We start from the raw sequence: 24,007 nt of genomic DNA, 5'->3' as shown, positions 1-24,007 counted from the left end.
TCCATTAGTAAAAAATTTGCTTCGTCATGTGAATATCTATTATTGATGTTTTTCTACAAATCGTTTAATTCGATGAGCAGCTTCAATTAATTGCTCTATTTCGATTGCATAAGATAAACGCATGTAATTAGGTGCTCCAAAGCCTGAACCAGGTACTACAGCAACCTTTTCCTCTTCCAGTAATGCTGTTACCCAGTCATCCACAGAATCAAAGCCATTTAATTTAGCAGCTTCGGATACATTTGGAAATAAATAGAATGCTCCCTGAGGCTTTTTACAGGTCACTCCTGGAATAGTAACGATTAAATCATATAACGCATCGAGTCTTTCTGCAAATACTTTACGCATTTCAATAGTTGGATCCTCTTCTGCTTGATATGCTGCTAACGAAGCATATTGTGTAATTGAAGTTGGATTAGATGTTGAATGCGATGCTAAATTAGTCATTGCCTTTATAATTACTTCTGGACCTGCAGCATAGCCGATTCTCCATCCAGTCATCGCATGTGATTTCGATAGGCCATTAATCACGATAGTCTGCGCTTTTAATGCAGAAGAAAGTTGTGCAATAGATACATGCTTATCTTCTGTGTAGATTAATTTCTCATAAATTTCATCAGAAATGATAAAAATATTATGCTTTAAGCAGATTTCTCCTAACGCTTTCAGCTCATCTTCACTATACATCATCCCTGTTGGATTACTTGGAGAATTTATAATGACCGCTTTTGTACAATCCGATATTGCTGCTTCCAATTGTTCTGGTGTAATTTTAAAATCATTTTCTTCTAAGCCATCTACAATAACTGGTTTTCCACCAGCTAGTTTAATTTGTTCTGGATAGCTTACCCAATACGGCGCTGGAACAATGACTTCATCACCTTCATTTAAAATCACTTGAAAAAGCGTATATAAAGCATGCTTAGCACCTGAAGTAACAATGATTTCGTTCATTTGATAATCAAGCTCGTTATCCTGTTTTAATTTCTTCATTATAGCTTGCTTTAATTCATTAATACCACCAGCAGGTGTGTACTTCGTCATGCCTTGATCCATTGCATCTTTTGCAGCTTGAATAATATATGCTGGTGTATTAAAATCTGGTTCACCTGCACCAAGTCCGATAACGTCAAAACCATTATTTTTTAATTCCCTCGCCTTTGCTGTAATAGCTAAGGTTGACGATGGGGTTAATGTTTTTACTCTGTTTGCAATCTCCATTTTGCAATTCCCTCACTTAATCAAACATTTTTTTAAAGCGAAATTCTTCATACTTTGAGCCATCAAACATAGACACATAATCCATCACATATCGTCCCGCTTCATCGTAGTAGGTAATCTCCCATAATGGATTATGATCGGTAATTGCCGGAACAGTTTTAATGAACTCACAATTGGTACATGTTTGTTGCCAGCTTTGACGAATGGCTTCAACTGGAATAATCTCATCCTCATTAATGGTGGTTAATTCATCCTCTTCGTCATCAGGAACAAATACCATTAAACTTTGATTATCTTCAGTAGTACCAATGACGATATAATGGAGTGTATCCCCGTGATATCGCATCGTTTCCACTACTTCGATTACTTCTGTTTCCTCAATTACTCGTTTTTCAGCATGTTCAAACCCATTCGTTTTACTTTTTTCTATATTGTTATATAAGACCGTTAAAAAGATAAGAATAGCAACAACAACAATGATCAATGCGAAAATAACCCATTTTGTCCAGGAGGGAGCACTTATATTATTTCTTCGCATACGTTACCTACGTTTGTTACTACCTTCAAATTTCTAATACGTGGCTGAATTCTTTTATTTCTTTCCATATCATTTACCCTCCAAATTCCTATACCTATCAAATTGCTTCTATTCTTATCAATTATTACTAATCATAGTTGCTTATATGCTGCTAATACTATAATTACGTTGAACTTAAATAAGATGAAACACATCCATTATACCAAGCATTTCCCGATTTTTGTTTTGATTTTATTTATTTCAACCAAAAAACTTCTAAACTCCATACCATCTCATTGAACTGATGCCCCTCGCATCAGTTTTTTTTATGTCAAAACATTACAGAATGAGGAAAACAACGTGATACTGTGCCGTATTGAAAATTAATGGTTAAAACCATTCTCTTGCTTTTTTCATTAATTCGGTTGTTGAATCAAAGGCAATCGGTACTTTTGGAATGGATTCCGTGAAATACTTCCCATAGGACGATCTTATCATTCTCGCATCACACACAAATACAATCCCTCTATCATTATTTGAACGAATAAGCCTTCCGAACCCTTGTTTAAAACGGATAACCGCATTTGGAAGTGCTAAATCATAAAATGCATTTCCACCAGTTTTCTTCATATCTTGCGCCTTTGCCTCATATACAGGGTGATTAGGAGGTTGAAATGGCAATCTTACTATCACTAAACACGATAGATCATCACCTGGAATATCGACACCCTCCCAAAATGAACTTGTTCCTAGTAGGATTGATTGATCGAATGTTTGGAAGTTCTTTTTTAATCTTTCTCTACTACCACTTGAAATACCTTGGGCAATAAGTACAAACTTATCATTTTCCATGGATTCTTTCATTAAATAATACGATTTTTTAAGCATATCATACGATGTGAATAGTACCAGCATCCTACCACTGGTGATTTCTGCAAGGGATAGGATAGCCTCACAAGTTGCCGTAACAAAATCGTCCGAATTACTATAATTCCACTCTGGAAAATCGTTCGGAACCATCACACGAACTTGATCTTCATAAGAAAAAGGAGAGGGTATTTTTTTCGAATAAAGCCGATTATTTGGTATTCCTAGACGTTTTTGAATGAAACTAAACGAATTTTTCATCGTTAAAGTAGCGCTGGTTAAAATAGCACTTTCTTTTACAGCAAAAAATTGTTCTTGAAGCACAGCGGATACATTAACTGGTTCACTATATAAATAAACCGCATTTTTAGCACCATATGCTTCAATTTCTATCCATTTCACGGCAACAGAATCATTATCAAGTAAGAATAATTGTTCTATCCCATCAATAAAGGATTGAAGTAATTCAATACGATGCTCTGTTTCATCCTTTGCTTCCTTGTCACTCAATTGTTGGCTTATGATAGTAAGGTAATGGATTAAATCCCGAATGTAAAAGATAACCCTTGTAGCCATCTCTTTAATTGGATTCCATCTCACTGCTTTCTCTTTTCTTTCTTCATACCGATACTGAATTCGGCCGACATCACTTAATACCTTCTTCGTTCCTTCTAGGTGTAACACATATTGAAAGATCGAACGGAACAAATCATCTAATTCATACTTGGTTAAGCTAACTAAATCATTCCAGCGTTCAGAGGAAACGGCCTCTTTAATCTCGTCATGACTAGTGGCAAGCTTATCTATCCATTTCCCTTCCCCAAAGGATCCAATTTGGTTGATTACATGTTGCATATTAACATAATCAAGCTTTAAACCATAGTGTTTTGAAGCGGTCTCTTCTAAGTGATGTGCCTCATCAATGATGACTTTATCGTATTTTGGTAAAAACTGATACTCATTAAATATATCGGTACATAATAATGCATGATTCGTAATAATAATATCTGCTAATTGAGCTTTTCTCCGTGCTTTCTGGTAATAGGAATATTTAAACCATGGTGAAGAAGGATCCGCTTGTCCTTCCGTATCAGCAGAGATTCGTCTATAAAATAGTTGGCCATGGGAAGGCAAGTGTAATTCATCTATATCACCTGTTTCAGTTTCCAATAACCAGACGAGAATCATGGCTTTCGTTAAGGCAATATCATAGTTATCCTGCTCAGAGGAATACAATTCATGAATGAATTTTTCAATACTAATATAATGCTGCTTTCCTTTTAATAACGCCACTTTAAATGGAAATGATAGTAGCTTTTTCACCAAAGGAATTTCTTCTTCTAATAGCTGTGATTGCAGCTGTGTCGTATACGTACTAATCACTATTTTCTTATTTGTTTTTACCGCTTCATAAATAGCTGGTATCAAATAGGCTAATGACTTTCCTGTACCGGTCTCCGCTTCAATAAGAGCGTGTTTTTTTCCCTGGAATGAATCATAAATGTCCTCAGACATGATTCGTTGTCCATCTCTTTTTTCGTACTGCTTAATCGCTGATTCCATTGAACCATTCTCTTCATAGATAGAATCTAAATACTCGCCAAAGGAAGTCGTGATCATTACTTTTTCACGCTTCATAGGAATATTATTACGGAAAGCAAGTCCCTTATAACTAATATAATCCGTTTCCTCAGTCTTAAAGGCAACTTGTTCCAATTGTTTGTTTAGAATGTCATATAAATCGGACTTTAATGATTTTTCGATTTTTAAAAGATGCTGTAATGTTTCATATGGTAAGGTAGATATCTTTTCCTTTAAGATAAGGAAGAGCTTTGCTGTGACATAAGCATCTGATAATGCACGATGCGGATTATCATGTTTAATATTTAAATAATCCGCCAACTGTCCTAGCTTAAAGCCAGGTGCCTGTGGTAACAGAATTCTAGTTAATTCCACCGTATCCAGTACAGGATTTCGTAATCTAGGTTTACCAATAGACGTTAGTTCTGAATTTAAGAATCCCATATCAAATGGGACATTATGAGCGATTAGGTAACTGTTTTCTAGTAAAGTCGTTATCGTGTCCGCCATTTCTGTAAAAGATGGTGCATCCTTTACATCTTCATCTTTAATTCCCGTTAGCTTTGTAATAAAGGGTGGTATCGATTTTTCTGGGTATAACATCGTTGAAAATTCATCCGTGATTTGATCATCTTCAATTACAACGATACCCACTTCGATAATTTTATCTTGGTTTGCACTAGAGTTTCCTGTTGTTTCTAAATCCAAGACAACAAATCGATTCATTCCCTCACCACCTTTATATGTCATTTAATATAATGTACTTCATCGTATCGTTTAAACTTTATTCCTTTTTTTCTTCATCACAAGTTGAAGAGGTATCTCAGGTTAAAAGGAAAACCTACCTAAGAGACACCTCCCCTACCATGCCTTATGTATTACCAAACCAATCAATTTCTCCAGAATATACCTTCTTAATCGTGCCATCCTCATACTTCGCTAATAATGCCCCGTCCTCGGCAATTCCTGTTAATACTGCTCTTTGAACATCATGGAACGTCTTAATGCTAGTAACCTCTCCGATTCGATAACCATAGCTTTCCCACTTTTCCTTAATTACTGAAAATCCTTTATCGAGGAAATCTTCATACGTCTTTTCGAAGTATAATAAGATTTGTTGAATTAATTCTGTCATATTCCATGACTTACTAGTTTCTATCTTTAATGATGTTGCTTTCGATTGAATATCTTCCGCAAGGTCATCCGGTTCGTGATTCACATTAATTCCGATGCCAATAACTACATATTGGATACGGTCTTGTTCTGCTTGCATCTCCGTTAGAATACCAGAAGTTTTTTTATCTTGTAATATAATATCATTTGGCCATTTAATTTTTGGATTAAGCTTCAATTCTTTCTTCAATACGTCAGCTAATACGGTTGCCGTAAGTAAAGTCAATTGAGGAGCTAAATATGGTGGGATAGATGGCCTTAAAATAATACTCATCCATATCCCTTTGTTCCTCGAACTGTACCATGCTCTACTTAACCTTCCCTTCCCAGCAGTTTGTTCATCTGCAATTACGACTGTCCCATGGTCTGCAAGATTCGTAGCTAAATCATGGGCAATATGCTGGGTAGAAGTAGTGGATTCCTTATGAATAATTGTTTTGCCTAACCAGGTTGTGTTCAATCCCCATTGTACGGTATTTTCACTTACTTTATTTGGTGATTGAATAATCCGATAGCCTTTGTTACGAATTCCCTCAACAACATAGCCATCTTTTTCCAATTCCTTTATATGCTTCCAAATTGCACTGCGGGAAATTTGGAGCTGATTTGAAATCTCTTGTCCAGATATATAGCTATCCTGGTTACTGGATAATAAATTAATTATTTTTGCTCGGGTGGATTCCATTTTAGCCAATCCTTTAATATCGTTTTGTTGTTTTGTAATTCTCCTAGAACAACTAATCTTTCTAGTTTCTCCAGTTTATCCTGAATCCAAGGTCCTTTTGGAACAGTAGGAAATAATTTTATTATATCATTTCCATTGATATTTAGGTCTTTTTTTGATGTAAGGTTTAATTGTTTTTTTAATCTGTAAAGTTCATCCTTGTCTATCTTAGTTGGAAACATTATCTCGGTAATTCGATAGAACGCGTTGTAATAATCTGGTGGGAGTTGATATACTAACCAATTATCTAAGCCGTTAGCTTTATAATATTCTACTGCTTGGTTCAATTGAAAAGCTTCTCTTAGAATTTTATTAGAACATTTCCATTTCTTGCCAATAGTTCTTATGTCTACTTCAGGCTCCATCTGATGAATGATACAGAGCACTTCAGCTAATGTATGCAGTGGTTGCATAATAGGGACAAGCTTGGCAATGAGATGATAATCTTTCAGAACTGGAAGCTCTTGGTCTATCCTTAATTCTACCATATAAGATAGTGCGTTTTTCACATTCTCACCAGCAAATAACTTCTGTAACTCAACGGTTATTCGCTCAACAGCAAGTTCCGTTATCGATTGTTTCGTAGCCATAATTGCTTTTAAAGTGTTTTCTTCTATTTGGAATCCTAGTTGACTGGAAAAGCGAATTGCTCGTAGAATTCGAAGGGGATCTTCTTGGAATCGATCATGGCCATTTCCTACAGCTCGAATTAATGCTTTCTCAATATCTTCTCGACCTTGAAACAAATCAATTATATGCCCATGCTTGTCCATGGCAAGGGCATTAATGGTAAAGTCTCTTCTCGCTAAATCCTCGTCAATCTTATCAATAAATTGTACAGAATCAGGATGGCGCTGGTCTGAGTACTCTCCTTCCAATCGAAAGGTGGTTACCTCATAGGAAATACCACGATGTCTTATGATGACCGTTCCATGCTGAATTCCTACAGGGATTACTTCATCAAAAATAGCCTGCACTTCAAAAGGCTTTGCAGAGGTTGTAATATCAACATCACCAATTGGTCGTTTTAATAAAAAATCTCTAACACATCCACCAACAAAGAATGCCTGGTGACCTGCTTCTTCTATCTTTTCAATAATAGCTAACGCTTCTCGAAAAGGCTCTGTTAGTTCCTTCATTATTCCTAAACACCTCTATTTACTAATTCGATAATAATTTATGATATAAATCCATGTACTGGTTTAATATAATAGATGAATGGAAATGATTCCGAACACGTTCAAGAGCTTTTTCAGAAAAACGCTTTAGTAATGACTCATCAGTTAATAATTGTTTGGCATAGTAAGCTGCTGTCTCGACGTCGCCTAACTCCACAATATATCCTGTTTCATCGTGAACAATAACCTCTGGTATCCCACCAACATTCGTACCAATACAAGCTACTTCGCAAGCCATTGCTTCTATTAATACTAATCCAAAACTTTCTTTTTCTGAAAGTAATAAATTCAAATCTGCTATCGATAATAAATCACTTATATTTTTTTGTTTGCCTAGGAATAACACATCATCTTGAATACCTAATCTTGTCACCAGATTAAATGTATTAGTATATTCTGGACCATCTCCGACTAGCAGTAACTTCGCTTTCATATCATCTCTTATTCGCTTAAATGTGTTTACAGTATCCTCTAGGCGCTTTACTTTTCGAAAGTTTGAAATATGTATAATTACCTTTTCATCTTCCTGTATACCATATTGTGCCTTAATTTCTTCTAAATCTCGCTTATAGTACTCTTCCTCGTTAACAAAATTGTAAATCACGGAAATTTCTTTATCTGTTTCGATCATATGTTTAGTCTGATTAGCTAAATCCTTAGATACAGCTGTTACAGCATCAGAATTTTCAATTCCATATTTAATCATCCGCTTAAACGTATTATCAATCCCTAATACCGTTATATCTGTTCCATGTAATGTAGTTACTATTTTCACATCACGTTTAGCCATGTCTCGTGCTAAAATAGCACACACTGCATGAGGCATGGCATAATGAACGTGTAGAATATCCAGTTCTTCACGATCAATTACTTCAGCCATTTTGGTAGCTAATGCCAAGTCATAAGGAGGATATTGAAATACTGGATAATGACCAACTTCTACCTCGTGATAATAAATATTGGGAATTACTCGGTTTAAACGAAAAGGTAGACTAGACGTTATAAAATGTATTTCATGCCCCTGCTCGGCAAGGAGCATCCCTAATTCTGTAGCAATCACACCTGATCCACCTACAGATGGGTAACAGGTTATTCCTATTTTTTTCATCCTCAATATTCCTTTTTCCCTTTCATTATCTTTCGCCAATCAAGACTACCGTGCTCTAATCCATGTATAAATATCTCTGCTGAACTTAAGTTCGTTGCAAGTGGAATTTGATGTACATCACAAAGCCTTATAAGTGCACTTACATCTGGTTCATGAGGCTGAGCGGTTAAAGGATCACGGAAGAATATAACCATATCCATCTCATTATTCGCAATCATGGCTCCGATTTGTTGATCTCCACCTAAAGGGCCAGATAGAAAACGATGAATGGCTAAGCCTGTTTCCTCGGTAATTAACTTTCCAGTCGTCCCTGTTGCAAATAATTGATGCTTTTCTAACACATGTTTGTAAGCTAAAGCAAAATTTATCATGGCTTGTTTCTTCTTATCATGAGCTACTAATGCAATATTCATAAACTACCTCCAGCTATTAATCCAAATCTAGGACATTTTCCAAACCATAGACTAGTTCGTCAAAGTGAAACACCTGATTTACGGATAATTTAATTCCTTCCATAAAAGACTTTCTATTCATTGAATCATGTTTAATCGTTAATGTTTGGCCCTCTCCTCCAAAAATGACCTCCTGGTGTGCGACGAGCCCTGGTAACCGTAAACTATGTATGTGGATACCATCATCCTGTGCTCCTCTTGCCCCTTTCAGTACTTCTACTTCATCAGGGTGGCCTTGTGCTTTACTCTCACGTACGTTTTTTATCATTTCAGCAGTTTTTATTGCGGTTCCAGATGGCGCATCAACCTTTTGATTATGATGTTTTTCAATAATTTCGATGTCTGGAAAATATTTCGCTGCTATTTTGGAAAAGTGCATCATAAGTATAGCTCCTATGGCAAAATTGGGAGCTATAATAATGCCAGTTTTATTCTCTTTCGCTACTTGTTTCATCTCTTCTAACTGCTCATTAGTAAATCCAGTCGTACCCACTACACAGCGTATATTTTGCTGTAAAGCGATAAGAATATGATGATAGCTTGCTTCAGCAACCGTAAGATCTATTAATACATCTACTTCCTTTGCATAGAAGCACTCCTCTGGGTTTTGATATACCGGAATAGCCTTCTCAGCTAGTGATGGTATGGAAGAAGCTTTATGATCAATGCAAGCAACTAAATTAAAGCTTGGCTCTGCTAATACCATTTGTACTGCTTCAGACCCCATTCGCCCACGAGGACCAGCAATAACTATATTTTTCCTCATTCTCGTTCCTCCTGTTGTACTTCCTTCTTCGTCCATCTATCCTTATCTCTCGTTTCGAATTTCGTCATCGATCGGTTAAAAGCGTCCGAGAGGTCAATATCTAATGAATTAGCCATACATGCAATAACAAATAAGATGTCACCTAATTCATCTTCCACAGTATTTTCTTTCTCAGTAGATTTCTTCGGCTTCTCCCCGTAATAATGATTCATTTCCCGAGCGAGTTCTCCTACCTCTTCCGTTAATCTAGCCATTAAAGCTAAAGGTGAAAAATAACCCTCTTTAAATTGACTAATGTATTGATCCACTCTTTTTTGCATTTCTTTTGTAGTAATTTCTGAAGTATGAATGATAATCTGCCCCTTTTCGAGTAGCATTTTCTTTAATGTTAGCGAATCCGATGATTTTTGACAAATTATTTAGCACGGGAAAGCATTGTTCTAACCATTTAAATTGATTATAATAGGAAAAGTGTTCTATCGAATCTTTTTATAAATGGAGGTGCAACAATGATTTTCGGCTTAAAAATGAAAAATATCCTTTTCATCATAATTGGTGCTGCTATTTTTTCTTTTGGAATCGTTCACTTTAACATGCAGCATAACCTTGGTGAGGGTGGTTTTACTGGTATTACCTTAATCTTATACTTCGCATTCAAATGGGATCCAGCAATTACGAATATCGTTTTAAACATTCCAATCCTTCTTATCGGTTGGAAATTTCTCGGGCGAAATACACTTTTTTACACCATTATTGGGACTTTATCTGTTTCTTTATTCTTAAGCATTTTCCAATATTACGAATATGAAATTCATTTAGAACAAGATATGTTTCTTGTTGCGTTATTTGCCGGTGTATTTATCGGGGTAGGACTAGGAATTGTATTTCGATATGGCGGAACTACTGGCGGTGTCGATATTATTGCAAGAATTGTACATAAATACATAGGTTGGAGCATGGGAAAAACCATGTTTATATTTGACTTTGTCGTAATCGTTACCTCCATTTTTACCATTCTTGAACTGGATCAAGGAATGTATACATTAGTTGCGGTATATGTAGGTGCTCGAGTCATTGATTTTATTCAGGAAGGTGCCTACTCAGCTCGCGGAGCAACTATTATCTCCTCTAAGAGTGATGCCATTGCTAAGAAAATCATGAACGATATGGACCGTGGCGTAACCGTTTTAGATGGACGAGGTAGCTTTACAGGCGAAAAAAGAGATGTATTATATTGTGTTGTCGGAAGAAATGAAATTGTAAAATTAAAAAGCATTATTAATGCAATTGATCCACAAGCTTTCGTCGCAGTTGGCACTGTCCACGATGTCTTAGGGGAAGGATTTACATTAGACGAAAATAAAAATCCAATTAATGATTAAGTGAATCGAATTGCGTAACGAAGAAATAATGGCTTTACACAGAAAGTAACTTAAAAATACATAAGGGCGAGAGCAAATGAGTACACGCTCTCGCTTACTTATATATAGGGAGCAAAATCTTTCCTTTTACAAAGAATAGATTACTTATAATAAAAATCCGAACGAATGCGAATTCTCATGAAAGAAGTCAACATGGTCCGGATTTTTTTATTTTATTCCCTATCTTGTTTAATGAATTGCTTAATCTTGGTTACTTGCTACAATCATTAATATAAAGCGGATTAATTCCGCAACTGCTACTAATGCAGCAGCTACATATGTCATAGCAGCAGCATTTAATACCTTCTTCGTATCACGTTCTTCATTATTTCGAATGACCCCAGTAGATACTAATTGCGCCATTGCACGATTAGAGGCATCGAATTCTACCGGTAATGTTACTAATTGGAATAACACCGCAGCAGCAAAGAATATAACACCGACTATAGCAAGTGTTGGAGAAAAGAATAATCCAGCAATAATTAAAAAGATCGCTGCATTAGAGCCAAAATTGGCTACCGGTACTAAAGCACTTCTAAAACGTAAAAATGCATAGGATTCTGCATCTTGAATGGCGTGTCCTACTTCGTGAGCAGCTACAGCCGATGAAGCCATGGATTGTCCGTGATAAATACCACTTGAAAGAAAAACAGCTTTTTTTCTTGGGTCATAATGATCTGTTAGTGTTCCTTTTGTCTCATGAATTTCAACATCATAAAGCCCATTATCATTTAGAATTTTACGTGCCACTTGAGCACCCGTCATCATAGATGATGTAGCTACTTTAGAATATTTATTATACGTACTCTTTACCTTTGATTGTGCCCAAAGTGGAATAATCATAAGAAGGGCTATATAGATTAAATAGGTTCCAAGAGTCATGGCACATTCCTCCATTAAGTTAATGTATCTCTATAGTCAATTTTAGTCAAATGGTCAGATTTAGTCAATTAATTTGTCGTTATCTCTATGCTGCTTCTCCTTCTTCTCACCTTGATATTTTCTCCAACTAACATAGGATAATGTACATACTATAGATCCACCGACAATTAGCAGTAACCAATAAAAGGGCAGAAGATCATCCTCACTCTTTTCTTCCTTCATGGTGGCTAGTATAACATCACTCCAAAGCAATTCAATCAGAAAAAAAAACACTATCCCTATGATAATCCACATCATCACTTTTATTGATCGATTCTTTTTCATAGAGATCACCCTTTTCCATGAGTATCTCTATAAATGTATGTCATTCCATTAGCTGTTATAACTTACAGGGCTTGGCTTATCTTTAATAGTTAACTTGTAAGCAATCCATATAGATACAATACTGAGCCAAAATGTAAAATAGCCTATTTTATCCATATGCTCAGTAAGCGTGGAATAAATTGGCATCATTCCAAATACATAATCTATTATATCATTATGTAAAGTCCAAATAGCTGCAATGACAATGTGTATAAACTTTATTTTATAATATGGGGCATATAGTAATCCTTGGATTGCCATAGCTGCATGAGATACCATTAACATATAACCACTTGGTGCTAACTCCCCATTCAACCATAATGTTAAAAGGTTCATCACAACAGCCCAGATTCCATATTTGAACAATGTGATAATCGCCAAAGCCTCAATTAATGGAAAATGCTTTCTAAAAATAAAAAACAATAAAAATATCGTAAAGAATAAACTTGCGGTCGGACTATCTGGAACAAATATTAGGAAAATTGGTGGTGTAATTGCTAGCTGGGAGCGATACCAATAAAATCCATAGATTGTACCAATTAAATTAATGATAAATAATAGAACAAGGAAGCGCTTATCTAGCAATATCGCTTTTAACATGTAAATATAGTTCTCCTCCTTAGAAATCAAAAGCACCTTTACCATGTTGGCAAAGGTGCTTTTCTAACATTGATTATTCTGCCGCCTGCTCATTGACTGAAATAATAAAATCAACCAATTGCTCAAGCTCTTCATCCGTACCAGTAAACATATTAGGAGGCATGCCACCAATACCTTCTTTTGCGATAGTAGCAATTTCATCTGCTGTATGTTCAGTACCAATAAGCGCTGGTGCTGCAGAACTACCTTCTAATGCATCACCATGACACTGTAAACAGCTTGATTCATAAGCCGCATAGCCTTCATGTGACGTATCTATTTCAACATCAGTAGGTGGAATTGGTTGGTTCATTTTTGCACGCTCTTCCCAATTTACATGAGATGCAGAAGTGTAGGTTAACCATACCACAGATACTAAAGCAAGTAACATCATAATAACAGCTATTGGCCGTTGATGTGGTCTACGTCCTGGACCATTATCTAAGAATGGTGCTAGAAGAAGTGCCCCGAATGCAAGACCAGGTATTCCAATCATACCAAGTAGTACATACGGTCCACTAGCGAATTCATATTTAAGTAATTCATACAAGAACAAGAAGTACCAGTCTGGTAAAGGTATATATGCTGCATTCGTTGGATCAGCCATTCCTTCAAGTGGAGATGGATGTGCTAATGTAAGACATAAAAATCCAACTAAAAATACTGCACCTACTAACCACTCTTTTAATAAGAAGTTGGGCCAAAAAGCTTCTGTTCTTCCAGGATACTCAGAATAATCTTTAGGTATTTGTGATGCTTTACGCTCTGCCGGTACACGAGAATCTCCGACAAATTTCATTCCTTTTCCCTTATGCATAGCCTTCCCCTCCTTTTTATAGTGGTCCAGAAATACCTTGTCTACGGATTAAGATAAAGTGAGCTCCCATAAGTGCAAATAATGCAGCTGGTAGGAAGAATACATGAATCGCAAAGAAACGAGTCAATGTTTGAGCTCCTACAATTTCTTCATCCCCTGCAAGTAATGCTTTTAGATCGCCACCTATAAGTGGAACTTGTTCGGCCATCTCTAATCCTACTTGTGTAGCAAAGTATGCTTTGTTATCCCAAGGTAATAGATATCCTGTGAATCCTAAACCTAGCATAACGAAGAAGATAAGTACCCCTACCATCCAGTTTAATTCACGAGGTTTTTTATATGCTCCTTGGAAGAACACCCTTAAAGTATGTAATAAAAGCATTACGATAACGACACTAGCACCCCAGTGGTGCATGCCACGTACAATTTGACCATGTGCAACTTCAGTTTGTAAGTAATATACAGATCTCCAAGCGTTTTCAATATCTGGTACGTAATACATCGTTAAGAACATACCTGATAAAATTTGAATAACAACCACGAAGAATGTTAAACCACCAAAACAATATACAAATGCAGAAAAATGATGGGCAGGGTTAACATGTTCTGGTACTTCATGGTCTGCAATATCCCGCCAGATTGGCGTAATATCAATACGCTCATCGATCCAGTCATAAATCTTTTGTAGCATAAATAATTACGCCTCCTTTCTAGATATTGCTTTACCTAAGTATAGCATTCCATTTTCCACTTTTTGTTCATACAAAGGTAATGGCGCTGTCGGTGGTGTTCCTGGAACATTCACACCATCCTTGGTGTAGCGACCATCATGACATGGGCAAAAGAATTGGTCCGGAAAACTTTCATTTCCCTCCCATGATACAACACAGCCTAAGTGTGTACATATTGGGGAAAGTGCTACAATGTTTCCGCTATCATCTTTATAAACCCACGCAGTTCTTGTTGGTTGTGACTCATACCATCCATCTACTTGTTCAATTTGCCAATCGACACGTTGAGGTGTTGTTGTAATATCTTCAACAGCAAGACCGACGTTTACAAAGTCACCTTCACCTGGTGGCTGTAAAACTGGATCAATTGCCATTCTGAGCATAGGTGCAAGCAAACCAGCAGCCATAAATCCTCCAACACCAGTTAGTGTATAATTCAGAAATTGACGACGGGACACTTGTTGCTTTTCTTCGCTCATGATTTTCCCCCCTCTTCACAATAATCACGGACAATAATTTTAATCATATTACTAGGACATTATCATGATAGCGCAAACTTACTGCTCGGTCAATACATATCCATCTATGTTCTGAAAGATTTCATAATTTTATTACGTTTACCAATAACTGCGTATAAGATCGATGACATCTGGAACTTGTCCCCTAATTAGTTGCAGCCTATTAGCGGAATTTGTCTCATCAACCTGAACCCCAGGAACCCATAAGAGATGAGCCTCTAAATTTTTTTCATAACGCTTCCAACTAGCATCGAAGGTTAAGATGAACACATGCTCAAATGGTTGTTTCTTTATTTCCTCACACCACTCATTTAGTCGCTTCGCTTCTTGTTCCTTATCACCAAATTCTAAATAATAATAGTTAGGAATTAAAAGAACTCTACCCGACAGCTCTTTTTCAATTTCCGTCGCAAAGATAGATAAGCTTTCTCTTTTGGAAGTACTTTTTCCAAAAGACGCTTCTTGTGATACTTGAAACGGAATAATTGGAATGATAGCAGTATCAATATATTCTTTTGAGCCAACATAGAGCTCCATATCCTTTTTTGTCCATTGCATGTATGTAGCCACCTTTTTAAGTATTTACTAAATTTAATATTTTTATGATTCCCAAGTTAATATACTGTTGCAAACAAAAAAAATCAACCTATTGCTCTTGCAAAGTAGGTTGACTAAGCATTTTCAACTCAAGGATTCTAAGTTCTTTTACTAATTTGTTAAATTGCTCTTTATCTTGTTCATCTAAGCTCCGATCAATTTTTTCTAACAATTGCTTTTTTCGAAATTCAAAAAGTGAGTGTTCCAGCAGTAATTTAGCATTATCTTTGTCTTGCTGGGTAATTAAATAATCATCTGGAACAAAAGGATTTTCTTCTAATACGGAAGCATATAGATGATTTTGATTTGACTTATTAAAATTTAATTGAATATATAATGACTCATGTTGATTGAGACGAATATCGTGAAATGCCTTTTCAGCGTCTGTAGTTACTAAATGATTTTTGTAAAAGCGGAATGGGACTTCTTTGGAACATTGACTGGTAATAATAACACTTCTAACACAAAATTTAGCGTCATGAACAAAGTGAACATTTTCTAATATTTCTTGATGATTAATTAAGTAGTTCAGAATCCATACACTTTCCCGTTTTTTTAATTGATAATTATTAAGGAACCATTGTAAAAATTTCTTTTTATCCTTTACCGAAACAGGTGCTTGCATAGCGTTAATTACCTCCTCCCCTTCACCATATTACATTTGCTTCAAACGATTAACATATTCCATAATTTCATCGTCCTGTGGGTCTTGATCTAAATAGGTAGTGAATACCTTAATCGCCTCTAAAGATTTCCCTTCTTCAACTAAGAAATATCCGTATTCTTTTAAGAAGTCATTATCATGTTGTAAGCTATTATATGCTTCCTTATAGTGATTTAATGCATCATTATAAGATTCAATTTCAATATAGGCACGTGCAATTTCCCAGTCGTATAACGGATCGTCGCCACCATATTCTTTGACCATACGAATTAACTCAATAATTTCTTCCGGCTTGTCCTTCAATTTTAACAGCTCTATTAAAAACAGAACTGCTTCCTTATAATCCATATCGAGATTAACGGCTTCTCGAATATGTTTTTCACTTTCCTCATCTAAATTACATTTATGAGCCAAGGTCCCCGCTAAGTAATATAGTTCCTTATTAAACTCATCTAATTTTAGACCCTTTAATGTCGTTTCGTAAGCATCATTAAGTAATTCCTCGTCCTCATACGCCTTCGCTAACTGCATATATGCAGTATGATAATAAGGATCTTCTTCAATTAACTCCTCCCATACATGAATAGCAATATCCTTACGATCTGCTTGATATGCCGTTACCCCATATTTAAATAACACATCTGGATTTTTGCTATCTGTTTTTTCGTAATAAGTTAATGCAACTTCATACTCTCCAACGTTGGCATAAGATTCTGCTAATCTTTCATGAATTGGGATATCGTGCACATCGGATTTTAAGGCTTTTTCATAAAAGGTGATGGCTCGCTTGAAATCTCCGAAAGAATAATAGAGCTCTCCTAAACCTAAATCAATGATTGGCTCAGACGGATCTAACTCTTTCGCTTGTAGAAGCTTTTGCTCCGCTACTTCAAATAAGCCTTGAGATTGATAAAGGTCTGCAAGTGCTACTAAAGCTTGTAAATAAGCGTCATCTCCTTTTGGAATAGAGTTAAGCAGATCGATAGCTTTTTCATCGTTATCTTGTTCGATATAAATATCCGTGAGGTATAATTTTAATTCACTTTCTTCTGGATACTTTTCAAGTAATCTAGACAGAATTTCTTCAGCTTCCACTAAAAATCCCCAATGCAAATAAAATTCCGCATACCAATATAGCTCTTCATCAGATGCTTTTGTCATTTGCTTACGTATAAGCTTTAGCGCCTCGTCTACCTTATCCATCTCCATTAAGTTGTTTGCTTTTTCAATAATATTCACTTTAAAATCCCTTCCATCTACAGTTAAATTATCTCTACTAAGAAACTAGATTACGTGGTGATTATTAACAATCACCACGACTCTTTTATCCATTTATCATTTCTCTCTCTACAAATGATGTTAAATAAATCTTTAGTTGGTTTTCTTCTACAATATGGGTAACCGGTTCTCCAATTTTATTTAATAACACCATCTGGATTTGATTATGCTCTGTTTTTTTATCCCGTTTCATTAAATCAATTAATGCGTCCACTCTATCCGTATTCATCAAAAATGGATATTCATTTCGTTTCAACCAATCTCTAAGCTCTTGGATTGGCAATGCTGCTTGTAATTCTTGTTCGCTTACATAAAAAGCAAATAGTAGTCCAATTGCTACTGCCTCACCATGGGTTAATACACCATACCCTAAATCGGCTTCTATTGCATGACCTAATGTATGCCCGAGATTTAAAAACTTCCGCATCCCTGATTCTTTTTCATCCTGTTGAACGATGTCTGCTTTAATTTTAATTCCCATTTCTAAAAACTGTTCTAAATCAGCTGGGGTAATCCTATCTAAAGGCTTTGATAAGAGCTTGTTCCATAACCCACTATCGGAAAGCATAGCCTCTTTTATTAACTCAGCAAACCCTGATCGAATTTCTTTTGGTGGTAGAGTTTGTAATGTATCCGTATCATATAGTACTAGTATAGGTGGATAAAAACTACCAATCAAATTCTTTCCTTTATCATGATTAATAGCAACTTTCCCTCCAACACTACTGTCATGCGCTAGTAATGTAGTAGGTACTTGAATAAAATCAATTCCACGCATATAGGTTGCTGCTACAAATCCCGCTAAATCTCCTATTACTCCTCCACCTAAAGCAATAATGAGTGATTGACGATCTAAGCCATATTCAATTGCTTTCGTATGAAGGGTATAAAATGTTTCAATATTTTTCGATTGCTCTCCTGCATCGACAATTTCTATAAAGACGTTCTGTTGATTTAGTCCATCGTGAATGTCTTGAGCATATAGTTTTCCAACATTAGAATCTGTAATAATAAGAATCGACGAATAATTCTTATTCAGATGTTCCTTGATATGATGTCGTATATGGTTACCAATTACAATATCATAGGATTGAATGGTTGAACGCACATGAATGTTTTTCATTAGAATCTCCTTATTTCTTCACGATAGTTTTCTACAGCTTCTTTTAATTTATAGAAGTTATCACGCGGAAATTGCTCCAGCATCGCTTTTGCTAACTCAAATGCTACCACATGCTCCATTACTACTGCGGCTGCAGGTACTGCGCAAGCATCAGAGCGCTCCACACTAGCTTGAAAAGGTTCCTTTGTTTCTATGTCAATACTTTGTAGTGGCTTCATTAAGGTAGGAATCGGCTTCATAACACCTTTGACAACAATAGGCATTCCAGTTGTCATTCCACCTTCAAATCCCCCAAGATTATTCGAGTTTCTGTAATACCCCTTTTCCTGATTCCAATTGATTTCGTCATGAACCTTACTACCATTTCTTCTTGCAGCGTCAAAACCGATTCCAAATTCGACCCCTTTGTACGCATTAATACTGACTACTGCTCCTGCAATACGTGAATCTAGCTTCCGGTCATAATGTACATAGGAACCAACACCAGCAGGCATCCCTTCTACGTAAACCTCTGTAACACCTCCTATAGTATCACCATTTTTTTTAGCTAAATCAATTCTCTCCATCATTTGTTGCTCAACATTCTTATCTATTGTTCTTACTGGAGAAGCTTCCGAAATCCGCTGTCTTTCTTCCATCGATAGGTTAGGCATGTCTTCTGCTTGAATTCCACCTATTTCTTTTACATACCCACACACATTAATTCCAAGTTGTTTTAGCATTGTTTTCGCAACAGCACCAGCAGCCACTCTTGCTGCAGTCTCCCGGGCAGAGGAGCGCTCTAATACATTACGCATATCACGATGTCCATATTTTAGTGCACCGTTTAAATCTGCATGACCAGGCCTTGGTCTTGTTACTACTCGCCTTAACGTTACATCCTTATCTAACGGATCCCCCCCCATAATATCGGTCCAATGCTTATAATCATCATTATGTATTACTAGTGAGATAGGAGATCCTAATGTATACCCATGGCGAACACCACTTGTAATCTCTACTAAATCTTTCTCTATTTGCATTCGTTTACCCCGTCCATAACCTTTTTGTCTACGAAGTAACGACTCATTTATCTGATCTTTTTGTAAAGGCATTTGTGCAGGAATACCTTCTATGATTGTTGTCAATTGTTTTCCATGTGATTCACCTGCAGTTAAATAACGCATGCTTTACCTCCTTGTTTTACCTATCCTATTATCTAGTATAAACTAATAGGCCCTTATAATAGAAAAAAATGCTCCATATCATCTGATATGAGCATTTGATAATTAATTTAATTTTTGATAAAAGAAAGTATCCAATAATTGCAGATTATACTTGTTTGGACTAAATATTTGTTCGGTACTACCAACAAATAGAACACCATTATTTGTAAGTGATTTAGAAAAGTTATGATAGATTTTATCCTTAGCGATGTCCGTAAAATAGATTAGTACATTTCTACATATAATTAAGTCAACTTGTTCAGGATAGTCATCCTCTAATAGATTGTGCTTTTTAAACGTAATTTGACGCTTAATAGAAGGGTCTACTTCATATGTGTTATCACGATACGTAAAGTACTTTTTCTTTAATTCTTCAGGTAATTCCTTAAGCGCCTGTTCAGCATAAACACCTTGTTTGGCTTTTTCTAGTACCTTTTCATCAATATCGGTTGCTAGGATTTTCGCATTTATATTAGGGAAGAATTCTTTTAGTAAAATGGCTATACTGTATGGCTCTTCTCCTGTAGAACAGGCTGCACTCCATACGAATAATGATTTATTATTTGTTTGAAGTGTTGGTATTACGGTATCACGCAATACTTCCCATCGCTTAGGATTTCGGTAGAATTCCGATACGTTTATGGTAATTCTATCGATAAATTCATTAAGTAATCCTCTATCTTGATGGATCGCGTCAAAATATGACATAAAATCCTGGTAACCTCTTTTATCACGTAATGAGGTTAATCTTCGCTTCATCTGTGCTTCTTTATACTGCTTTAGATTAATGCGAAACTTAGCATACACTTTCTCTGTAAATAGTTGATAATCATCCCTCATAGCCTCTGCGCCTCTTTTTGCTTATGTATGTATACTTGCTAATCTAGTAAAAGAGGATGGGACAAAACTATTTCTAACATAGGATAAACCGAACACAAAAGTTAGCGCATCAAACCCGCCCCGGAAATATACTTGCAGTTCGTGGGCGGCTGGTGAGCCTCCTCAGAACTAACGCTCCTGCGGGATCTCACCGATGCCTTTCCTCCCACAGGAGTCTCCGTATATTTCCGGGGCTAATGTGGTGATAGTTCGTTTTTTATTACATTAGTTTTAGTTTTGTCCCAACCTCTTTTATTAACTTAATAAATCCAATTACTATCTTGTTTGGAATATGATATTAATTCATTTTGATCGAAGAATAAATTAATTTCTCTCTCAGCGCTTTCTGGTGAGTCTGAACCATGAATGACGTTCTTACCTACTGTCACCCCAAAGTCACCTCTTACTGTACCAGGTAAAGCTTCAGCTGGATTCGTTTTCCCCATCATTTCACGTGCTGTACTAATGACCTTTTCACCTTCCCAAACCATTGCAAAAACTGGTCCAGAAGTAATGAATTCTACTAGTTCTCCGAAGAAAGGTCTTTCTTTGTGCTCACCATAATGCTCACTCGCTAGCTCCTCAGAGATTTGCATTAATTTTGCACCTACTAATTTAAAGCCTTTTCTCTCAAAACGGTTTACAATTTCGCCTACTAAATTTCGTTGTACTCCATCTGGTTTAACCATTAAAAAAGTTTTTTCCATATTTACACCTCATTTAAGTATGTCATTAGTAATTATGTAACCGTTTTAATTCTATCAAACTTTTATAAAAATAACAATATTTACTATTGCTTTCTTTTTCCTATATATTTGGCAATTTGTTCAAGGGTTATCTTCGCTTTATTGTGTGGGAAACCATTCAATGCACGAAATGCCTTTTTCAAATAACGTTCACTTAGTTGATAAGACATGTCAATGGCATCTGTTTCTTTTAGTCTGCGAATAATGAAATCCATCTTTTCCTTAGAAACCTCATCCGGATTTGCGAAGGTTTCTCGAACTAATCGATTAAAGTTCTCATCACGCATAGCATAAAGAACTGGTAATGTGACATTCCCTTGATACAAATCATTCCCAGATGGTTTTCCTAATTCTTCAGCAGAAGAAGTAAAGTCAAGAATATCATCGATGATCTGGTAGCTCATTCCAATATAATATCCATATTCATAAAGCTTCTTCACTTCACTAGGTGTAATTCCTGATGTCATCGCTCCAAGCTTACAGCTTAAAGCGATGAGTAAGGCAGTCTTCCGCTTAATTCTTCTTAAATAAGATCGGATATTTTGATCCCAGTTGTACTTATCTTTGATTTGTTGAATTTCTCCTAAACTAACCTCGACTAATGCCTCTGCCAATGTTTTATGTAATTCTGCATTATCAATCTGTGTGATTGTTTCTAGAGCTCGAGCTAAAATATAGTCACCTGTATACATGGCGACACGGTTACCATATTGCTTCTTAATTGTCGGCATCCCTCTTCGTAGCTCTGCATCATCTATAACATCATCATGGACTAAGGTTGCCATATGGATTAGTTCCAATGAAACTGCTACTTTGGTTACTTGTTCGATACTAACCGTACCGAATTGACTTGATAACAAAACAAAGACAGGCCGAATACGCTTCCCTCCTGCCTTTAGTAGCTGTGTAGATGCTTCTCGTAGTACGGGATGATTGGCCTGAATTGCCTCCATTAAGGATGATTCTATTACGTCGAGATCTTTCTTTAGGTAGGTATATGTTTTTGGTAATTTCATGTAATTCACCTTTTGTCTGTCAAAACTAATGATTTTTATTTAACACCCATGTGCATAGCTGCAACCCCACCGGTATAGCTCTTCACCTGTACTGTCGAAAATCCAGCATCTAAAAACATTTGCTTTAATGTCTTTTTATCAGGGAAATTCCTAGTAGATTCATTTAACCATGCATATTCCTCATAGCTCTTTGCGAAAATTCTACCGAATAATGGCATAATAAAACGGAAATAAAAGAAATACAGTTGTTTAAAACCAATCATCGTAGGCTGTGATGTCTCTAGACATGCTACAACACCACCAGGTTTTACAACTCGATACATTTCCTTGAGAACAGTCATATAATCAGGAACATTTCTTAGTCCAAATCCAATTGTCACAAAATCAAAAGAATTATCCTCATATGGCAATTCCATTGCATTACCATGGACGAACTCTAGATTATTATAGTTGAGTTCTTGATTCTTCTCTTTTGCTACCGATAACATGTTTTGGCTGAAATCTAGACCGATTACGTTTCCTTTTTTACCTACTGCTTCAGCTAGTGAGAAAGACCAATCTCCAGTTCCACAGCAAACATCTAATGCACTTGCTCCATTTGGAACATTCATTTGCTTCATGACATCTTTTCGCCAAGCTTTATGTCGCTGGAATGAGATGATAGAGTTCATCGTATCATATTTATCATATATTTTTTCAAACACATGATGTACGCGTTCTTCTTTTGATTTACCTTGCATCATTAATCCATCTCCGAAGCGGTATGTTGGTATACAATGGTGTGAAGTATTTGTACAAGATCCTGCTTATACCCCTTTTCCACCTGTAATCCCTCTAGCATACCTTTTGTTTTGTTTACTTGAGACTCAAGTACTAATTGTTTGTCTATTTCAACAAATATATCATTTGTTTGTATCATATAGCTTAGTAATAATAATTCTGCCATAACAGGGAGCTCTTCTGTCACTTGAACATGATCAGCTATATATTTAATTAGGGTTATCTGAATTTCTTTTTTAATATTTAAGTAGTTCTCTATTGTATTGTCGTTAAGATAATATAATTCCATCTTTAATTCATTAATGTGTTTGATTGCTGTGGCAAGTACGGTTATATACTCACGTTCTTCTATTTCAGCGAGTAGATAATAATAAAGGCCACTATAGTAATCCCCAGCTAATATGGATAATTGGCTTTCAACATTAATGGATGGACCTTGTTCCCCTTTATAGTCCGGAATTTGCTCATGTATATCTAAAGCAATTTGTACAAGCATTGTCGTTATAATTAGCTGTTCTTTTACTTTTGGGGCTAATGTTGTTTTATTCAATATTTGTTGAAGAAAGTATAGTTTGTATTCATCAATTTCAGGGTTGTCAATATGTTGTGAAAGGAAAGAATGTCTTACTTTCTCTTTAATTTGCTGTTTTAATTGTTGTAATTCCCTCTCCATTGTATGCAAATTTATCACCTTAGCCCTTCAAGCCTTTTTGTTGCCTTAGTTATTATAACACATTTATCTATGTCGGGTAGTTCAAAAG

Annotated in this window: 26 protein-coding genes; 1 reads left to right on the top strand and 25 read right to left on the bottom strand. The window is 36.0% G+C overall.

Features of this window, described 5'->3' with window-relative positions; genetic code table 11:
* Positions 1-39: 39 nt before the first annotated feature.
* The 9 genes from MKY78_RS19020 to MKY78_RS18980 all read right to left on the bottom strand — a co-directional run bounded on the left by MKY78_RS19020 (position 40) and on the right by MKY78_RS18980 (position 9,964).
* Complete coding sequence (locus MKY78_RS19020; protein WP_339214913.1) at positions 40-1,221, bottom strand: pyridoxal phosphate-dependent aminotransferase; 1,182 nt, start codon at positions 1,219-1,221, stop codon at positions 40-42.
* A 16-nt stretch (positions 1,222-1,237) separates the two neighbouring features.
* Positions 1,238-1,759: a DUF5590 domain-containing protein gene (locus MKY78_RS19015; RefSeq protein ID WP_339214912.1), complete on the bottom strand. Its 522-nt coding sequence runs from the start codon at positions 1,757-1,759 to the stop codon at positions 1,238-1,240.
* A 369-nt stretch (positions 1,760-2,128) separates the two neighbouring features.
* Positions 2,129-4,912 carry an ATP-dependent DNA helicase DinG gene (gene dinG, locus MKY78_RS19010; RefSeq protein ID WP_339214911.1) on the bottom strand — a complete coding sequence of 928 codons (2,784 nt, stop codon included), beginning with the start codon at positions 4,910-4,912 and terminating at the stop codon, positions 2,129-2,131.
* A 145-nt stretch (positions 4,913-5,057) separates the two neighbouring features.
* Positions 5,058-6,044: a biotin--[acetyl-CoA-carboxylase] ligase gene (locus MKY78_RS19005; protein WP_339214909.1), complete on the bottom strand. Its 987-nt coding sequence runs from the start codon at positions 6,042-6,044 to the stop codon at positions 5,058-5,060.
* The gene (locus MKY78_RS19000) at positions 6,020-7,222 is read right to left on the bottom strand and encodes a CCA tRNA nucleotidyltransferase (protein ID WP_339214907.1); all 1,203 of its coding nucleotides are present in this window, start codon (positions 7,220-7,222) and stop codon (positions 6,020-6,022) included. Before MKY78_RS19000 ends, MKY78_RS19005 begins: the two co-directional genes overlap by 25 nt.
* Before the next feature lie 22 nt (positions 7,223-7,244).
* The gene (gene bshA, locus MKY78_RS18995; RefSeq protein ID WP_339214905.1) at positions 7,245-8,369 is read right to left on the bottom strand and encodes an N-acetyl-alpha-D-glucosaminyl L-malate synthase BshA; all 1,125 of its coding nucleotides are present in this window, start codon (positions 8,367-8,369) and stop codon (positions 7,245-7,247) included.
* A 2-nt stretch (positions 8,370-8,371) separates the two neighbouring features.
* Positions 8,372-8,782, bottom strand: coding sequence for a methylglyoxal synthase (gene mgsA, locus MKY78_RS18990; RefSeq protein WP_339214903.1), 411 nt, complete (start codon positions 8,780-8,782; stop codon positions 8,372-8,374).
* 16 nt (positions 8,783-8,798) lie between these two features.
* Positions 8,799-9,587 (bottom strand): 4-hydroxy-tetrahydrodipicolinate reductase, encoded by a 789-nt coding sequence (gene dapB / locus MKY78_RS18985; RefSeq protein WP_339214901.1) that lies wholly within the window; start codon positions 9,585-9,587, stop codon positions 8,799-8,801.
* Entirely contained in the window at positions 9,584-9,964 is a 381-nt protein-coding gene (locus tag MKY78_RS18980) for a nucleotide pyrophosphohydrolase (RefSeq protein ID WP_339214899.1), read from the bottom strand. The genes dapB and MKY78_RS18980 overlap by 4 nt, the downstream gene beginning before the upstream one ends.
* A 132-nt stretch (positions 9,965-10,096) precedes the next feature.
* On the opposite strand from MKY78_RS18980, the gene MKY78_RS18975 reads away from it, so the two are divergent.
* The gene (locus tag MKY78_RS18975; RefSeq protein WP_339214897.1) at positions 10,097-10,969 is read left to right on the top strand and encodes a YitT family protein; all 873 of its coding nucleotides are present in this window, start codon (positions 10,097-10,099) and stop codon (positions 10,967-10,969) included.
* A gap of 240 nt (positions 10,970-11,209) precedes the next feature.
* On the opposite strand, the gene MKY78_RS18970 is transcribed toward MKY78_RS18975, so the two are convergent.
* The 16 genes from MKY78_RS18970 to MKY78_RS18895 form a co-directional block, all read right to left on the bottom strand.
* Positions 11,210-11,890, bottom strand: a complete 681-nt coding sequence (locus tag MKY78_RS18970; RefSeq protein WP_339214895.1) for a zinc metallopeptidase — start codon at positions 11,888-11,890, stop codon at positions 11,210-11,212.
* 60 nt (positions 11,891-11,950) lie between these two features.
* Positions 11,951-12,214, bottom strand: coding sequence for a sporulation protein YpjB (locus MKY78_RS18965; protein ID WP_339214893.1), 264 nt, complete (start codon positions 12,212-12,214; stop codon positions 11,951-11,953).
* 48 nt (positions 12,215-12,262) lie between these two features.
* Positions 12,263-12,853: a DUF1405 domain-containing protein gene (locus MKY78_RS18960; RefSeq protein WP_339214891.1), complete on the bottom strand. Its 591-nt coding sequence runs from the start codon at positions 12,851-12,853 to the stop codon at positions 12,263-12,265.
* A gap of 73 nt (positions 12,854-12,926) precedes the next feature.
* The gene (locus MKY78_RS18955) at positions 12,927-13,709 is read right to left on the bottom strand and encodes a c-type cytochrome (protein WP_339214890.1); all 783 of its coding nucleotides are present in this window, start codon (positions 13,707-13,709) and stop codon (positions 12,927-12,929) included.
* 16 nt (positions 13,710-13,725) lie between these two features.
* A complete protein-coding gene (locus MKY78_RS18950; RefSeq protein ID WP_186869778.1) occupies positions 13,726-14,400 on the bottom strand; it encodes a cytochrome b6 in 675 nt (224 codons plus the stop codon).
* 6 nt (positions 14,401-14,406) lie between these two features.
* Positions 14,407-14,919, bottom strand: coding sequence for a ubiquinol-cytochrome c reductase iron-sulfur subunit (locus MKY78_RS18945; protein WP_339214888.1), 513 nt, complete (start codon positions 14,917-14,919; stop codon positions 14,407-14,409).
* Positions 14,920-15,057: 138 nt separating this feature from the next.
* On the bottom strand, positions 15,058-15,516 hold the full coding sequence (locus MKY78_RS18940) for a DUF2487 family protein (protein WP_339214886.1): 459 nt from the start codon (positions 15,514-15,516) through the stop codon (positions 15,058-15,060).
* Positions 15,517-15,604: 88 nt separating this feature from the next.
* Positions 15,605-16,180 carry a ReoY family proteolytic degradation factor gene (locus MKY78_RS18935; protein ID WP_339214884.1) on the bottom strand — a complete coding sequence of 192 codons (576 nt, stop codon included), beginning with the start codon at positions 16,178-16,180 and terminating at the stop codon, positions 15,605-15,607.
* A gap of 30 nt (positions 16,181-16,210) precedes the next feature.
* Positions 16,211-17,458, bottom strand: a complete 1,248-nt coding sequence (locus MKY78_RS18930; RefSeq protein WP_339214882.1) for a tetratricopeptide repeat protein — start codon at positions 17,456-17,458, stop codon at positions 16,211-16,213.
* Between the two features lie 85 nt (positions 17,459-17,543).
* Positions 17,544-18,620 carry a 3-dehydroquinate synthase gene (aroB, locus tag MKY78_RS18925; protein WP_339214880.1) on the bottom strand — a complete coding sequence of 359 codons (1,077 nt, stop codon included), beginning with the start codon at positions 18,618-18,620 and terminating at the stop codon, positions 17,544-17,546.
* Complete coding sequence (gene aroC / locus MKY78_RS18920; RefSeq protein WP_339214879.1) at positions 18,620-19,786, bottom strand: chorismate synthase; 1,167 nt, start codon at positions 19,784-19,786, stop codon at positions 18,620-18,622. The genes aroB and aroC overlap by 1 nt, the downstream gene beginning before the upstream one ends.
* A 102-nt stretch (positions 19,787-19,888) precedes the next feature.
* A complete protein-coding gene (locus MKY78_RS18915) occupies positions 19,889-20,665 on the bottom strand; it encodes a protein-glutamate O-methyltransferase CheR (protein WP_339214877.1) in 777 nt (258 codons plus the stop codon).
* A gap of 299 nt (positions 20,666-20,964) precedes the next feature.
* Positions 20,965-21,411, bottom strand: a complete 447-nt coding sequence (gene ndk / locus MKY78_RS18910; protein ID WP_339214875.1) for a nucleoside-diphosphate kinase — start codon at positions 21,409-21,411, stop codon at positions 20,965-20,967.
* Positions 21,412-21,494: 83 nt separating this feature from the next.
* Positions 21,495-22,466, bottom strand: a complete 972-nt coding sequence (gene hepT / locus MKY78_RS18905) for a heptaprenyl diphosphate synthase component II (protein WP_339214873.1) — start codon at positions 22,464-22,466, stop codon at positions 21,495-21,497.
* A 35-nt stretch (positions 22,467-22,501) separates the two neighbouring features.
* Entirely contained in the window at positions 22,502-23,206 is a 705-nt protein-coding gene (menG, locus tag MKY78_RS18900) for a demethylmenaquinone methyltransferase (RefSeq protein WP_339217968.1), read from the bottom strand.
* A 2-nt stretch (positions 23,207-23,208) separates the two neighbouring features.
* The gene (locus MKY78_RS18895) at positions 23,209-23,919 is read right to left on the bottom strand and encodes a heptaprenyl diphosphate synthase component 1 (RefSeq protein ID WP_339214871.1); all 711 of its coding nucleotides are present in this window, start codon (positions 23,917-23,919) and stop codon (positions 23,209-23,211) included.
* Positions 23,920-24,007: the final 88 nt, after the last annotated feature.

It is taken from the genome of Ornithinibacillus sp. FSL M8-0202, from assembly GCF_037975285.1.
GTDB classification, from domain to species: domain Bacteria; phylum Bacillota; class Bacilli; order Bacillales; family Amphibacillaceae; genus Ornithinibacillus; species Ornithinibacillus massiliensis.
This window is presented reverse-complemented; position numbering and strand designations above follow the sequence as displayed.

What these genes read in the sequence shown, in the direction of transcription:
- MKY78_RS18915 (WP_339214877.1), bottom strand. Translation starts at nt 20,665, where the DNA reads ATGAGGGATGATTATCAACTATTTACAGAGAAAGTGTATGCTAAGTTT.
- MKY78_RS18970 (WP_339214895.1), bottom strand. Translation starts at nt 11,890, where the DNA reads ATGACTCTTGGAACCTATTTAATCTATATAGCCCTTCTTATGATTATT.
- MKY78_RS18895 (WP_339214871.1), bottom strand. Translation starts at nt 23,919, where the DNA reads ATGGAGAGGGAATTACAACAATTAAAACAGCAAATTAAAGAGAAAGTA.
- MKY78_RS18940 (WP_339214886.1), bottom strand. Translation starts at nt 15,516, where the DNA reads ATGCAATGGACAAAAAAGGATATGGAGCTCTATGTTGGCTCAAAAGAA.
- MKY78_RS18980 (WP_339214899.1), bottom strand. Translation starts at nt 9,964, where the DNA reads ATGCTACTCGAAAAGGGGCAGATTATCATTCATACTTCAGAAATTACT.
- dinG (WP_339214911.1), bottom strand. Translation starts at nt 4,912, where the DNA reads ATGAATCGATTTGTTGTCTTGGATTTAGAAACAACAGGAAACTCTAGT.
- MKY78_RS18965 (WP_339214893.1), bottom strand. Translation starts at nt 12,214, where the DNA reads ATGAAAAAGAATCGATCAATAAAAGTGATGATGTGGATTATCATAGGG.
- MKY78_RS19015 (WP_339214912.1), bottom strand. Translation starts at nt 1,759, where the DNA reads ATGCGAAGAAATAATATAAGTGCTCCCTCCTGGACAAAATGGGTTATT.
- MKY78_RS18945 (WP_339214888.1), bottom strand. Translation starts at nt 14,919, where the DNA reads ATGAGCGAAGAAAAGCAACAAGTGTCCCGTCGTCAATTTCTGAATTAT.
- ndk (WP_339214875.1), bottom strand. Translation starts at nt 21,411, where the DNA reads ATGGAAAAAACTTTTTTAATGGTTAAACCAGATGGAGTACAACGAAAT.
- MKY78_RS19020 (WP_339214913.1), bottom strand. Translation starts at nt 1,221, where the DNA reads ATGGAGATTGCAAACAGAGTAAAAACATTAACCCCATCGTCAACCTTA.
- MKY78_RS19000 (WP_339214907.1), bottom strand. Translation starts at nt 7,222, where the DNA reads ATGAAGGAACTAACAGAGCCTTTTCGAGAAGCGTTAGCTATTATTGAA.
- MKY78_RS18950 (WP_186869778.1), bottom strand. Translation starts at nt 14,400, where the DNA reads ATGCTACAAAAGATTTATGACTGGATCGATGAGCGTATTGATATTACG.
- mgsA (WP_339214903.1), bottom strand. Translation starts at nt 8,782, where the DNA reads ATGAATATTGCATTAGTAGCTCATGATAAGAAGAAACAAGCCATGATA.
- dapB (WP_339214901.1), bottom strand. Translation starts at nt 9,587, where the DNA reads ATGAGGAAAAATATAGTTATTGCTGGTCCTCGTGGGCGAATGGGGTCT.
- aroC (WP_339214879.1), bottom strand. Translation starts at nt 19,786, where the DNA reads ATGCGTTATTTAACTGCAGGTGAATCACATGGAAAACAATTGACAACA.
- aroB (WP_339214880.1), bottom strand. Translation starts at nt 18,620, where the DNA reads ATGAAAAACATTCATGTGCGTTCAACCATTCAATCCTATGATATTGTA.
- MKY78_RS18955 (WP_339214890.1), bottom strand. Translation starts at nt 13,709, where the DNA reads ATGCATAAGGGAAAAGGAATGAAATTTGTCGGAGATTCTCGTGTACCG.
- MKY78_RS18935 (WP_339214884.1), bottom strand. Translation starts at nt 16,180, where the DNA reads ATGCAAGCACCTGTTTCGGTAAAGGATAAAAAGAAATTTTTACAATGG.
- menG (WP_339217968.1), bottom strand. Translation starts at nt 23,206, where the DNA reads ATGCAAGGTAAATCAAAAGAAGAACGCGTACATCATGTGTTTGAAAAA.
- bshA (WP_339214905.1), bottom strand. Translation starts at nt 8,369, where the DNA reads ATGAAAAAAATAGGAATAACCTGTTACCCATCTGTAGGTGGATCAGGT.
- MKY78_RS19005 (WP_339214909.1), bottom strand. Translation starts at nt 6,044, where the DNA reads ATGGAATCCACCCGAGCAAAAATAATTAATTTATTATCCAGTAACCAG.
- MKY78_RS18975 (WP_339214897.1), top strand. Translation starts at nt 10,097, where the DNA reads ATGATTTTCGGCTTAAAAATGAAAAATATCCTTTTCATCATAATTGGT.
- MKY78_RS18960 (WP_339214891.1), bottom strand. Translation starts at nt 12,853, where the DNA reads ATGTTAAAAGCGATATTGCTAGATAAGCGCTTCCTTGTTCTATTATTT.
- hepT (WP_339214873.1), bottom strand. Translation starts at nt 22,466, where the DNA reads ATGAAATTACCAAAAACATATACCTACCTAAAGAAAGATCTCGACGTA.